Origin of the sequence: Pseudomonas sp. REST10 (assembly GCF_029542605.1) — a bacterium.
In the GTDB taxonomy this organism is placed as follows: domain Bacteria; phylum Pseudomonadota; class Gammaproteobacteria; order Pseudomonadales; family Pseudomonadaceae; genus Aquipseudomonas; species Aquipseudomonas khazarica.
Map to the genome: position 1 here is coordinate 4,983,568 of NZ_CP035677.1, position 13,567 is coordinate 4,997,134.

Here is a 13,567-nt window from a genome sequence, read left to right on the forward strand (position 1 = left end):
AGCGTCATGCCCGACAACCTCCACACGCCATTGCCCGCGGTGTTGGCCGGCCCGCTGCTGCGTCGCCTGGAGCCCGGCCGCCTGGTGCTGTGGCTGGTGGCCAGTCGCGAGCTGAGCCTGCAACTCTGGCTGCACCCCGACGGCGAGGAGCCGCGCACCCTGGCCCTCGACGCGCATTGCCAGCAGCTGCCGCTGGGCCGGCATGCGGTCCTGCATCTGCTCGACGTGCCCCTCGAGCGTGCCCTGCCCCAGGATGTGCGCATCGCCTATGACCTGCAGATCATCGCGGCTGACGGGACGCGCGGCATGGCCGACTGGGCGGCGCACCTGCTCCACGACGGCGCCGAGCACGCCGATTTCGTCCTGCGTGCACGGCTCGACCAGTTGCTCCACGGCTCCTGCCGCAAGCCGCACCATGCTGCCGACGATGGCCTGCTCTGCGCCGACCGCCTGCTGGCCGAGCCACACGACGCCACGCAGCGCCCGGCCCTGCTGCTGATGAGCGGCGACCAGGTGTACGTGGATGACGTCGCCGGGCCGATGCTGTGCGCCATCCACCAGCTGATCGCCCGCCTCGGCCTGTTCGACGAACAGCTCGAAGGCGCCGTGGTCGAAGACAGCCAGGCGCTCTACGCCGATCCGGTGGGCTACTACCGGCGGGCCGAGCTGCTGCCCGAGATCACCAGCAACCAGACCCTGCGCGACAAGTTCTTCGGCGGCGTGAAGAAACCGATCTTCACCAGCAGCAGCGCCGACAACCACCTGGTGACCTTCGCCGAGATGATCGCCATGTACCTGCTGGTCTGGTCGCCCGTACCCTGGACGCTGATCGAGGAAACGCCCCCGCCACTGGACGAGCAACGGCAGCAGCGCTACGCCGACGAACGCCAGCGCATCGCGGCATTCCGCCAGGGGCTCGGCCAGGCCGCCCGCGTGCTGGCTCACCTGCCGACGCTGATGATCTTCGACGACCATGACGTCACCGACGACTGGAACCTGTCCGCGCGCTGGGAACAGACCGCCTACGGCCATCCGTTCTCCCGGCGCATCATCGGCAACGCCCTGCTCGCCTACCTGCTGTGCCAGGGCTGGGGCAACGACCCGCAGGCGTTCGCCGAGCCGCTGCAGGCCTCCCGCGACCTGCTCCTGCAACGCCAGGCGGACGACCAGCTGCAGGCCAAGGCGCAGGACGCGCTGATCGGGCAGCTGCTGGAGTTCCAGCACTGGCACTACGTGCTGCCGACCACCCCGGCGCTGCTGGTGCTCGACACCCGCACGCGGCGCTGGCGCAGCGAAGGTCATCTGTCGAAACCCTCCGGGCTGATGGACTGGGAAGCGCTGTGCGACTTCCAGCAGGCACTGCTCGATCACCCCAGTTGCATCATCGTCTCCGCCGCGCCGATGTTCGGCGTCAAGCTGATCGAAGGCATCCAGAAGCTGTTCACCTACGCCGGCCATCCGCTGCTGGTCGATGCCGAGAACTGGATGGCCCATCGCGGCGCAGCCAGCGTGATGATGAACATCTTCCGCCACTCGCGCACGCCTGGGGACTTCGTCATCCTGTCCGGCGACGTGCACTACTCCTTCGTCTACCGGGTGAGCATCCGCCTGCGCCGCAACAGTCCCACCATCTGGCAGATCACCAGCAGCGGCATCAAGAACGAATTCCCGCACAGGCTGCTGGACTGGTTCGACCGCCTCAACCGCTGGCTCTATGCACCCTGGTCGCCACTCAACTGGCTGACCAAGCGCCGGCGCATGCGCGTCACCCCGCTGATCCCCGACCGCAGCCGCTCGGGCGAGCGGCTGTGGAACGGCGCCGGCCTCGGCCAGGTGTTCTTCGACGCGCAGGGCCGTCCCGAACGCATCCTGCACCTCAATGCCGACGGCTCGAAACCGGTGACCTTCGTCGCCGAGCGCGACGAAGGTCCGGCAACGGTGGCGCAGCTCAGCTCTGCGCGTCGAACTGCAGCTCCGGAGGACGGCGGCGAAAGCCTCCGGTGAGCCAGGTCAGGTACAGGCCACCGAGCACCAGCCAGCTGCAGCCGAGCATGATCGCCAGGCGATCCAGGCTGACCATCAGCCATAGTGTCGCCAGCAGACCGAGCAACGGGCACAGCAGGTAGCGCAGCACCTGCAGCGGCCCCCGCGCCTGCGGCTGGCGGGCGAAGTGGACGATCACCGAGAGGTTGACCAGGCTGAAGGCGAGAAAGGCGCCGAAGTTGATGAAGGAGGTCGAGGTGGTGACGTCCAGCTTCAGCGCCAGCAGGGCCACGACCGCGCACACCAGGATGGCGCCCACCGGGGTGCCGAAACGCGGGCTCAGGGTGCCCAGCAAGGCCTGCGGCAGCACGCCGTCACGGCCCATGGCGAACATCAGGCGCGAGGCACTGGCCTGGGCCGACAGGCCCGAGGTGAACTGGCCGACGATCAGACCGATCAGGAACACCGACACGAACAGGTCGCCACCGATGTTGCGGGCGATCTCGTAGGCCGCCGCATCGCTGCTCTCGAACAGCGTCGAGGGATGCGCCAGCTGCACGCAGTAGGCGGTGACCACGAAGATCAGGCCACCGATCAGGGTGATCAGCAGGATGGCTCGCGGGATGGTGCGCTGCGGTTCGTGGGTCTCCTCGGTCAGGGTGCTGACCGCATCGAAACCGAGGAAGGAGTAACAGGCGACCGCCGCGCCAGCCATGACCAGCGACAGGTTCATGCCCTCGCCCAGGAACGGCTCCAGCGACCACAGCGGCTTGCTCGCATCACCCAGCACGTAGTGCACGCACAGCGCGACGAAGGCCAGCAGGACGAGGAACTGCACCAGCATCAGCACGCCGTTGATGCCCTTGGCCAGGCGCAGGCCGACCACGTTGATCAGGCTGGTCAGCACAATGAAGGTCAGCACCCACAGCGCCTGTGGCAAGCCGGGGAAGGCCGAATGCAGGTAGGCCGCACCGATCAGCCAGATGGCCATGGGCAGGAACAGGTAATCGAGCAGCACCGCCCAGCCGGCGATGAACCCCAGGTGATCGTTGATGCTGCGGCGCACGTAGCTGTAGGCCGAACCGGCCACCGGGAACAACCCGGCCATGCGGGCATAGCTGAGTGCCGTGAAGACCATCGCCAGCGAGGCGGCGACATAGGCCGCGGGCACCGCACCACGGGTGATCTCGGCGAGGATGCCGAAGGTGCCGAGGACGATGATCGGTGTCATGTAGGCGATGCCGAACAGCACCACCGCTCCCAGTGAAAGGGATCGTTGCAGACGAGCCATTGCTTGCTACTCCCGTTTTTTTGAAATTGTTATGGCAGAGCCGAAGTCGGCGAAAGAAAGGCACGGCGAGGCCGCACGGGCGCTTCTGCGGCACCCGTTCAAGGGAAATCAGGGAATCAGCAGCTCACGCAGGCCGCTGTCATGCTCGACACGCTGGCCAGGCAGCGGCATGCGTCGCTCGTCCAGGTAGCGATAGTCGCGGCGGGCCTCGGCCAGGCGCTGCATGTCCAGTTCGATGACCTGCCGGCAGGGTTCGCGCCCCGCCTCCAGCAGCAGGCCGCCGCCGGGCTCGACCACCGCGCTGCCGCCGGCGAACACCAGGTTGCCGTCACCCTCGCCGACGCGGTTGACCATCACCGCGTAGGCCTGGTTCTCCATGGCCCGCGCCATGATCGCGGTGCGATGGGTCGGCCCGTAGGGGTCCATGTTGCCGTTGGTGACGATCAGCAACTCGGCGCCCAGCTCACCCAGGGCCCGGGCGCTTTCCGGAAACTCGATGTCGAAGCACACCAGCAGGCCGACGCGCACACCGTCGAGCAGCGCCGTGGCGTAGCGGTCGCCCGGGGTGAACACACCCCGATCGGAGGCCCACAGATGGGTCTTGCGGTAAGTGAGGACGGTATCGTCGCCATCGATCAGCAGCGTGGTGTTGTAGAACACGCCGTTGTCGTTCTCGGCAATGCCGATGGCCACGGCCACCCCCCGCTCGGCGGCGGCGCGACGGACCGCCCGCAGGCTCGGGCCATCGAGTGGCTCGGCCAGGGCGGCGACGTTCTCCGCCGTGGGGAAGCCGGTCAGGTAGGTTTCCGGAAAGACCAGCAGGCGGGTTCCGGCCGCGCAGCCGGCGATGGCATGCAGCGCGGCAGCGAGGTTGTGGGCGGTATCGCCATCACGGCCAGCGAGCTGGACGAGTTCGACTTGCATGACAGGGCTCCGATTCTTGTTGTTGCACGACGCGTGGTGGCTACCCAGAATGCCGGCAGCCATCCGCCAGGGTTCGAGTATGGAGACAGGGGTGCCCGGGCGAAATCACGCATGCGGGGTAACCCCCCGGGGGTAGAGGCATGACCATGACCTTGCACGACATCGCCTTCCATCGCAGCGTCGCCGAGCTGATCGACGCGCTGCCGGGCCCTCACTTCTGGCGCGCCCTGCAGCGCACCCTGGGCCAGTACGTGGCGCACGACAGCTGGGTGGCGCTGATCTTCAGCGAGGGCCGCCCGCAGGTGCTGGCCGAGTGCAGCGGCGATGATGGCGAGCCCGACCTGCTGTTCCAGGACTACCTGCGCGGCCTCTACCTGCTCGACCCCTTCTACATCGCCAGCCGCGAAGGCCGCCGCGACGGCCTGGTGCGCCTGGGCGAGGTGGCGCCGGAGTGCTTCGAGCAGACCGATTATTACCAGCGCTACTTCCGCCTCAACGTGGTCGCCGACGAAGTGCAGATCAACCTGGCCCTGCCGGGCGAACGCACCCTGTGCCTGTCACTGGGCTCACGCCAGGTCTTCCGTCCCGAGCAGATCGCCCTGCTCGGCCTGGTGCAGCCCTGGGTCACGGCGCTGATGCGCCAGCGCCTGGCCTTCGAACCGGAGCCCGGCGAACCGAGCGCGCCCCCGCCCTGGCAGGAACGCCTGGAGCAGATGGCGCGGCACGTGGAGACCGCCCTGACCGGCCGCGAGCTGGAAGTCGTGCGGCTGATGCTCAGCGGCCACTCCAGCAAGGAAGTGGCGCGCAAGCTGGCGATCTCGGCGGAGACCGTGAAGGTGCACCGCAAGCATGTCTACAGCAAGCTGGGGATCAAGTCGCAGTCGGAACTGTTCGCCCTGTTCCTCCAGGCGCAGGGCGGCTGACGCCCCAGTCCCGGACCGCGCATGGGCAGCGCGGTCACGGGCTGGCCTCCGGTTCCGCCTGCTCTTCACGCCGGTACGCCCAGCGATACAAGGCCGGCAACACCAGCAGCGTCAACGCGGTGGACGACAGGATGCCGCCAATCACCACGGTCGCCAGCGGTCGCTGCACTTCGGCACCGGTGCCGGTGGCCAGGGCCATCGGCACGAAGCCCAGCGACGCCACCAGGGCCGTCATCAGCACCGGGCGCAGACGCTGCAAGGCCCCTTCGGTGACGGCTCGCTGCAGGCCCATGCCTTCCTCACGCAAGTTGCGGATGAAGGAAATCATCACCAGGCCGTTGAGCACCGCCACCCCCGACAGGGCGATGAAGCCGACCCCGGCGGAGATCGACAGGGGAATGTCACGCAACCACAACGCCATGACACCCCCGGTCAGGGCGAAGGGGATGCCGGTGAACACCAGCAGGCCATCGCGCAGATTGTTGAACATCATGAACAGCAGCATGAAGACCAGCAGCAGCGCGACCGGCACCACCACCTGCAGGCGCCTGGCGGCGGACTGCAACTGTTCGAACTGCCCGCCCCAGTTGGTCCAGTAGCCGGCGGGCAGCTTCACGTCGCGGCGAATCTTCGCTTCGGCTTCCTCCACGAAGGAGCCGATATCGCGCCCACGCACGTTGGCGCTGACCACCACCAGACGCTTGCCATTCTCGCGGCTGACCTGGTTGGGGCCGGGCGCCAGTTCCAGCCGGGCCACCTCCGCCAGGGCGATGAAGCCGACGCTGGTGGCGGCCCCGGCAGCCGGCACGGGGATCAGCAGACGCGACAGGCCGTCGATGTCGGTGCGCAGGTCTTCCGGCAGGCGCACGACCAGATCGAAGCGGCGATCGCCCTCGAACAACGTGCCCGCCCGGCGGCCCCCCACGGCAACGGCGACGGTGTCCTGAATGTCACCGACGTTCAGGCCATAGCGCGCCGCCTTGTCGCGGTCGATGGCCACGGTCAGCACCGGCAGGCCGCTGGTCTGCTCGGCCTTCACTTCGGATGCACCCGCGATGCTGCCCAGGGCCTGTGCCACGTCGGCAGCCATGCGGTTGAGCACGTCCCTGTCGTCACCGAAGATCTTCACCGCGACGTCGCTGCGCACGCCGGAAATCAGCTCGTTGAAACGCAACTGGATCGGTTGCGACAGCTCGTAGTTGCTGCCCGGCACCAACTCGGCGGCAGCCTGCAGTTCGGCGATCAGGGTTTCCCGCGACTTGTCCGGATCAAGCCACTGCTCACGCGGCTTGAGCATCACGTAGCTGTCGGAAATGTTCGGCGGCATCGGGTCGGAGGCGATCTCGGCCGTGCCGGTGCGGGCGAAGACGCGCTTCACCTCCGGCACCTGGGCCAGCAGGGTCTGCTCCAGGCGCATCTGCATCTCCACCGATTGGGTCAGGCTGGTGCCGGGCACGCGCAGCGCCTGCAGGGCGAAGTCACCTTCGCTCAGGCTGGGGACGAACTCGCTGCCCATGCGCGAGGCCAGGAAGCCGGAGAACAGCACCAGCACCAGGGCGGCGCCGAAGGCCTGCAGGCGATAGCGCATGACCCACTGCAGCACCGGCTCGTAGGCACGCCGAGCGATGCGCATCAGCGCGTTTTCCTCCTCCTTCACCTTGCCGGTGACGAACAGGGCGATCGCCGCCGGGACGAAGGTCACCGAGAGAATCATGGCGCCGAACAGCGCAGTGACCACGGTGAAGGCCATGGGGTGGAACATTTTGCCCTCGACCCCGGTCAGGGCGAAGATCGGCAGGTACACCACCATGATGATCAGCTGGCCGAAGATCAGTGCGCGGCGCGCCTCCCTGGAGGCAGCGAACACTTCGTGCAGGCGCTCGCTGCGGGTCAGCTCGCGACCGTGCTTGTGCTGCGCGTGGGCCAGGCGGCGAATGGCGTTCTCGACGATCACCACCGCACCGTCGACGATGATGCCGAAGTCCAGTGCCCCTAGGCTCATCAGGTTGGCACTGACCTTGTTGCCGAACATGCCGGTGAAGGTGAACAGCATCGACAGCGGAATCACCATGGCCGTGATCAGGGCGGCACGGATGTTACCGAGGAACAGGAAGAGGATGACGATCACCAGGATCGCGCCCTCGATCAGGTTCTTCTTCACCGTGACGATGGCCTTGTCCACCAGGTTGGTGCGGTCATACACCGTCACCGCCACCACCCCTTCTGGCAGCGAGCGGTTGATCTCCTCCAGCCGCGCGGCCACGGCCTGGGATACGCTGCGGCTGTTCTCGCCGATCAGCATGAACACCGTGCCCAGCACCACCTCGCGGCCGTTCTCGGTGGCGGCGCCGGAACGCAGCTCACGCCCGAGCATCACCTGCGCGACATGACTGACGCGAATCGGCGTGCCATCGACGTTGGCCACCACGATGTTGGCGATATCCTCCAGCGTGCCCAGCTGGCCGGGGGCCCGCACCAGCAGCTGCTCGCCGTTGCGCTCGATGTAGCCGGCGCCGACGTTGGCATTGTTGCGTTCCAGCGCCAGCAGCAGTTCGCCCAGCGTCAGCTTGTAGGCGGCCAGGCGCTTGGGATCGGGGGCGATCTGGAACTCCTTGGCGAAGCCACCGATGCTGTTGATCTCGGCCACGCCAGGCACCGTGCGCAGTTGCGGCTTGATGATCCAGTCCTGGATCACCCGCAGATCGGTTGGCGTATAGGGCGTGCCGTCCTCCTTGAGGGCGCCCTCCTCGGCCTCCACCGTCCACAGGAAAATCTCGCCCAGGCCCGTGGAAATCGGCCCCATGGAGGCCTCCACCCCCTCGGGCAACTGCTCCTTGGCAGCCTGCAGGCGCTCGTTGACCAACTGCCGGGCGAAGTAGAGGTCGGTGCCGTCCTCGAAGATCACCGTCACCTGCGACAGCCCCGAGCGCGAAAGCGAGCGGGTCTGCTTCAGGTGCGGCAGACCGGCCATGGCCGTCTCGATGGGAAAGGTGATGCGCTGCTCGGTTTCCAGCGGCGAGAAACCATCGGCAGCGGTGCTGATCTGCACCTGCACGTTGGTGATGTCGGGAACGGCGTCGATCGGCAGCTTCTGATAGCTGGCCACACCCAGCCCGGCCATCGCCAGCACGGCCAGCAGCACCAGAAAGCGCTGCTCGATGGCGAATTGAATGATGCGCTCAAACATGAGGAATACTCGTCGGTGAGGGTCAGTGCGCGTGCTCGGCGCTGGCTTTGCCCAGTTCGGACTTGAGAATGAAGCTGCCGGCAGCCGCCACCCGCTCCCCGGCCTTCAGGCCCTCGCGCACCTCCACGAAGCCGTCGCTGCGGCTCCCCAGCGTCACGGCACGAACGTCGAAACCCTCGTCGGTGCGCACGAAGACACTGCTCTGCTGCTCGACCTCCTGCACGGCCGAAAGCGGGATCACCGCCTTGGCCGCATGGCGTTCGGTGACCAGTGCAACGGAGACGAACAGCCCGGGGCGCCATACGCCATCGGCGTTGTCCAGGGTGATGCGGCCCGCGGCCGTGCGCGTCTGCTCACCCAGCAGGCGGCTGACATAGGCGACCTTGGCGGTCGTCTCGCGCCCCAGTTCGGGGGCGATGACGCGCACGTCCTGGCCGACCCTGACCCGTTCCAGGTCGCGCGGAGACACGCTGAAAGTGACCCACACGCGGTTCAGGTCGGCCACGGTGAAGGCCGCACTGCTTTCGCCCACGACCTCGCCCGGCACCAGGTGCTTTTCCACCACCACACCGGCAAAGGGGGCACGCAGCTCGTAGCGACTGCCGTCACCGGCATCGCCCTGAGGATCGAGGGTCCTGCCCTTCTGCCGGGCGTTGGCCAGGGCGATCTGCGCCTCCTGCAGCGCCTGCCTGGCCTGCAGGTAATCCTGCTCGGCGGAGATGCCCTCCTGCCACAGCTGACGCTCACGCTCGAAGGTGGTGCGCGCCAGCTCGAGGCGCCGTGAGGCCGCCGCCAGTTCGCTGCGCAACTCGGAAACCTGCTGGCTGACGATCACCGCCAGCGCCTCGCCAGCCGCCACCTTCTGCCCCAGGCCGACCAGCACCCGCTCGACCACCCCGGCACTGGGCGGTACCACGTGCGCCGTGCGCTCCTCATCGAAATTCACTTCGCCAGGAAGCGAGATATAGGTGCTCACGCTGCGTGCCTGCGCTTCGGCGAGCTCGATACCGGCAGCGGCGATCTGCACGTCGCTGAGCTGCAGCCCACCCTCCTCGGCATGCCCCTCTACCGACTCATCGCCTTGTGCATGACCATCGCCGTCCTCGGCATGCTCCTCGTCGGCACTCGCGGCCTGCGCCGCGCCGAGCGGATTGACCCCGGACGCGTAGCCCTTGCCGCTTTCCGCCAGTCGATGGCCCATATCCGCAGCGAACTGCCCACCGTTGTAGAACAGCGCCCCACCCACAAAACCCACGGCCATGGCGGCCGTGATGGCAACACCGAGTTTCTTCTGCATGAACAACCCCAAACAGTGATCAGCGCCGGCATCGCACCGGCCTTGGTGACAAGGATTCAGTACCCATCCGTGCTGGCGGAGAGATCGCCATAGATACGTTCGAGCCGGACCCAGGCGGCCAGCGCTTCGTCGAGCGCCAGCAGGTAGCGCGAGCGAACGTCGATCAGGGTGCGCTGGGCATCGAGCACATCGATGAAGGCGAACTTGCCCATCTGGAACCCCCGCGTGGTGCTCTCCAGCGCCTGGTCGGCGGCGCCCAGCAAGCCGTCCTCGAAACGGCGGATCGCCCCCTGCGCCGTGCGCCATTGCTGGTGAGCCTGCTGCACCTCGCTGCGCAGGCGCAGCTGCGCCGCATTGCGCAGGTCGCGCGCCTGCTCGGCGCGCCGCGAGGCGGCCAGCACGTTGCCCTGATTGCGGTCGAACAACGGCAGCGGCATGGACAGCCCGAGCAGATTCACCCGCTCGCGATCCTCACGGCTGTACTGGCTGCCGAGGCTGACCCTGAGATCGGCAATGCGCCGACTCTTCTCCACCGCGATAGCGGCCTCCTGGCGCTCGATCTCGATCTGCGCCAGACGCATCGGCGCGGCACTGTCCAGACGGCGCAACAGCGCTGTCACACCCGGTAGCGCGGGCATGCTGGCGGCATCGCCGCTCAGCTCCAGCTCATCCGCGCTGGCCTGCGGGCCGATGACCGCCAGTAGCTGGCTCATGGCATTGCGCCGTTGATCGCGGGCACGCGCGGTTTCCAGGCGCACCTCGTCGAGCTGCAGGCGGGCCCGTGCGACCTCCAGCGGGGACGCCTTGCCCGCCTTGACTCGCGCCTCGACCACCGCGACGCCACGCTCACTCAGCGCTTGTGCCTGTTCGGCCAGGGTCTGGCGCATCGTCGCCAGCAACGTCCCCTGAAATGCCGCCACCACCTCGGCACGCAGTTCGTTGCGCAGTTGCTCCTGGCCTATCGAGGCGCTGTCGATACCGCGCTCGGCCAGCTCGATACGGGCACCGCGCTTGCCCCCCAGTTCGATCGGCTGGCTGATCTGTACCGTGGTGGTTCGCGTCGCACTGCGCGTGTCCTCCACCTCCCAGGACAACTCCGGGTTGGGCAGCACCCCGGCCTGCCTGCGCTCGCCCTCGGCAATGCCGGCATTGCGTTCACCGGCCAGCAGCGACGGGTTGCTTTGCAGGGCTCGTTCCCACGCCTGGCTCAGCGTGATCGCTGTCGACGCATTGGCCTGGCCCAGGGTGAACACGAAAGCAGCGGCCAGGCCCCATACTTCAGCAACTTTCGAATCTCGCCTCGACAAGTTCTTTCCTCCACACCGATATAAATCCGCAGACATGCGTGCACGTCTCGGCAAACTTCATTCGGTGCAGAATTTAGGGAGCCCCACCTATCGACGGAGTGACTGCAAAATTACAAATCCGTAATACTCAGCCACAGAACAATGCCCTGTATTAACATGCAACTCACACACGCAAAGTCATCTATCAAGTTATAACAAGACATATATCAACTTCACCAATCCACAACTAGAAGAAACCCTATAAGTTCATGTAACGCCCTGAAACAAATGGCCTTCCTTGACTCTGTAGCCACTTCAAGGTTCATCATTGCGCGCCTGGACATCGCGCACTGACGTTGCCGTATTCGATAACAACCGCGACTCGAAAAACTCCTTATCAATTTCATCAAGGTTATCCCGCGCATGCGAATCCTGATCGTTGAGGACGAGCTTAAAACTGCCGACTATCTCCACCAGGGCCTGAGCGAAAGTGGTTATATCGTCGATATTGCAACCAATGGTGTCGACGGCCTGCATATGGCAGCGCAGTCTGCCTACGAGTTGGTCATACTCGATGTCGACCTGCCGGAAATCGACGGTTGGGGAGTACTCGCCAGCATCCGCCGCAACAGCCGCACCCCGGTGATGATGCTGACCGCACGCGGCCGGCTGGCCGACAAGCTGAAAGGCTTCGACTCCGGCGCCGACGACTATCTGGTCAAGCCATTCGAGTTTCCCGAACTGCTGGCCAGGGTCCGCTCGCTCCTGCGGCGTGGCGAACAACCGAGCGTCCCTGACGTCCTCAAGGTCGACGACCTCGAACTGGACCCGGCCCGTCATCGCGCCTACCGCAGCGAACAGCGCATCGACCTGACCACCAAGGAGTTCGCCCTGCTGCACCTGCTGATGCGCCGCAGCGGTGAGGTGCTCTCGCGCACCCAGATCATTTCTCTGGTCTGGGACATGAATTTCGATTGCGACACCAATGTCGTGGAAGTCTCGATCCGTCGCCTGCGTGCGAAGATCGACGACCCCTTCGAGAACAAGCTCATCCACACCCTGCGCGGTGTCGGCTATGTGCTGGAAGCCCGTTCATGAGGCCCGTCCGGCTGTCGAGCCAGCTCAGCCTTTACGTCGCCCTGCTGGGTTTGCTGCTGGTTGCGCTGCTCAGTGCCCTGGCCTACTTCTCGCTGAGCCGACAACTCGACGGCATCGCGACACAGAACCTCGAGGACAAGCTGCAGCAGGTTCGCCATGCCACCCGCGAAGTCGCCTTGCGTCCCGAAGTGGGCGACCAGATCCACAACATCAGGGACCTGATCAAGGGCCACGACAACCTCTCGCTCATCCTGTATGACGATGGCCCTGAGCCGCGTGTCCTGTTGCGCGTGGGCAACCTGGCGGACCTGCCACCCCTGTCGAAGAGTTCGAGCGAGGCCGTGCGTTTCGAGCGCTGGCAGGACGCCCTGGGCAATGAACGGATGACGGCCTCGCAGCTGATGGTACGCAAGGATGGGACACGCATCCGAGCCGTGCTCACCCTCGACCGCGCCAGCGATCAGGCACTGCTGCGCGCCTACATCGAATCCACGCTGATCGCCCTGCCTTTCGTGCTGCTGCTGATCGCCGCAGGCGCCGGATGGATAGCCCATCGCGGTCTCAGCTCGCTGCATCAGTTCCGCAGGATCGCCGAACGCATATCGACTCAGGACCTGAGCCACCGCCTGCCGCTGGAGAATCTGCCCCGCGAGCTTCGTGAACTGGCCAGCGGCATCAACTTCATGCTCCATCGCCTGGACAGCGGCGTGCAGCAGCTCTCGCAGTTCTCCGATGACCTGGCTCACGAGCTGCGCACCCCCATCACCAACCTCATCGGCAAGGCGCAGGTAACGCTGTCGCGAGAGCGGCCGCCCGAGCAGTACAAGCTGGTACTGGAGAACTGCACCGAGGAGCTCGGCCGGGTCACGCGTATCGTGTCGGACATGCTGTTCCTGGCCCATGTCAGCCATCCCGCCGCGCTGATTCCTTTCGAAGAGATCGCCCTGCACGAAGAAGCCCGAAAGGTCGCGGAACTCTTCGCCCTCATGGCCGAAGAGAAGCGCATCCTGCTCGACGTCGCCGGCCAGGCAACGATCGAGGGTGACCGCCTGATGGTGCAGCGGGCCATCTCCAATCTGCTATCCAATGCCATTCGCCACAGCCCGGAAGGGGCGACGGTGAACATGAGGATCAGCGCAGGGCCCTCGGAGGTGACGCTGGCGGTGAGCAACCCGGGTCCCGGCATCCCGCCCGAGCACCTGCCCAGGCTGTTCGAGCGCTTCTACCGGGTCGACCGCGGACGCTCGCGTGCCGACGGCGGCACCGGCCTGGGCCTGGCCATCGTGCGTTCGATCATGAGCCTGCATCAGGGCCAGGTTAACGTCAGCAGCATCGTGCACGAGAGCACCATCTTCACCCTCTACTTCCCCACCGTGGCGCACCCCTGAGGCAGCTCGCGCCACTCGCCAACGGCAGGCGCGGCCCATGGACAGGCTGCATGCGTACGCACAAGCCCCGGAAGAACCTGGCACCACCGGACTGATTCGATGCGCGAAGACGCCCGCCTGATGAGCGCCATAAAAAAGCGCCCCGAAGGGGCGCCAAAAGCCATCTCTCAACCAAAGGAGCGGGAGCTAC

At 66.1% G+C, this 13,567-nt stretch carries 10 protein-coding genes; 4 read left to right on the plus strand and 6 right to left on the minus strand.

All coding sequences use genetic code 11. The features are described from left to right. Positions 1-6: 6 nt before the first annotated feature. On the plus strand, positions 7-2,004 hold the full coding sequence (locus tag EWH21_RS23560) for an alkaline phosphatase family protein (protein WP_277699469.1): 1,998 nt from the start codon (positions 7-9) through the stop codon (positions 2,002-2,004). On the opposite strand, the gene EWH21_RS23565 is transcribed toward EWH21_RS23560, so the two are convergent. Both EWH21_RS23565 and EWH21_RS23570 read right to left on the minus strand, forming a co-directional pair. Further along, complete coding sequence (locus EWH21_RS23565; RefSeq protein WP_277699470.1) at positions 1,949-3,274, minus strand: APC family permease; 1,326 nt, start codon at positions 3,272-3,274, stop codon at positions 1,949-1,951. The genes EWH21_RS23560 and EWH21_RS23565 overlap by 56 nt on opposite strands. A gap of 108 nt (positions 3,275-3,382) precedes the next feature. Then, positions 3,383-4,198: a carbon-nitrogen hydrolase family protein gene (locus tag EWH21_RS23570; protein WP_047587143.1), complete on the minus strand. Its 816-nt coding sequence runs from the start codon at positions 4,196-4,198 to the stop codon at positions 3,383-3,385. A gap of 140 nt (positions 4,199-4,338) precedes the next feature. On the opposite strand from EWH21_RS23570, the gene EWH21_RS23575 reads away from it, so the two are divergent. Further along, complete coding sequence (locus tag EWH21_RS23575; protein ID WP_152489930.1) at positions 4,339-5,121, plus strand: helix-turn-helix transcriptional regulator; 783 nt, start codon at positions 4,339-4,341, stop codon at positions 5,119-5,121. Between the two features lie 34 nt (positions 5,122-5,155). Here the strand turns inward: EWH21_RS23575 and EWH21_RS23580 are convergent, their stop codons facing one another. From EWH21_RS23580 to EWH21_RS23595, 4 genes are all read right to left on the minus strand, one after another. Further along, positions 5,156-8,308, minus strand: a complete 3,153-nt coding sequence (locus tag EWH21_RS23580; protein ID WP_277699471.1) for a CusA/CzcA family heavy metal efflux RND transporter — start codon at positions 8,306-8,308, stop codon at positions 5,156-5,158. A 22-nt stretch (positions 8,309-8,330) separates the two neighbouring features. Beyond that, positions 8,331-9,605, minus strand: a complete 1,275-nt coding sequence (locus EWH21_RS23585; protein ID WP_277699472.1) for an efflux RND transporter periplasmic adaptor subunit — start codon at positions 9,603-9,605, stop codon at positions 8,331-8,333. Positions 9,606-9,661: 56 nt separating this feature from the next. Then, positions 9,662-10,912 (minus strand): TolC family protein, encoded by a 1,251-nt coding sequence (locus EWH21_RS23590; protein WP_277699473.1) that lies wholly within the window; start codon positions 10,910-10,912, stop codon positions 9,662-9,664. A 294-nt stretch (positions 10,913-11,206) separates the two neighbouring features. Continuing rightward, complete coding sequence (locus tag EWH21_RS23595) at positions 11,207-11,428, minus strand: hypothetical protein (RefSeq protein ID WP_277700647.1); 222 nt, start codon at positions 11,426-11,428, stop codon at positions 11,207-11,209. On the opposite strand from EWH21_RS23595, the gene EWH21_RS23600 reads away from it, so the two are divergent. Both EWH21_RS23600 and EWH21_RS23605 read left to right on the plus strand, forming a co-directional pair. Next, positions 11,372-11,989 (plus strand): heavy metal response regulator transcription factor, encoded by a 618-nt coding sequence (locus EWH21_RS23600; protein WP_277700642.1) that lies wholly within the window; start codon positions 11,372-11,374, stop codon positions 11,987-11,989. The two genes, EWH21_RS23595 and EWH21_RS23600, sit on opposite strands and share 57 nt — an antisense overlap. Continuing rightward, complete coding sequence (locus tag EWH21_RS23605) at positions 11,986-13,377, plus strand: heavy metal sensor histidine kinase (RefSeq protein ID WP_277699474.1); 1,392 nt, start codon at positions 11,986-11,988, stop codon at positions 13,375-13,377. The genes EWH21_RS23600 and EWH21_RS23605 overlap by 4 nt, the downstream gene beginning before the upstream one ends. Positions 13,378-13,567: the final 190 nt, after the last annotated feature.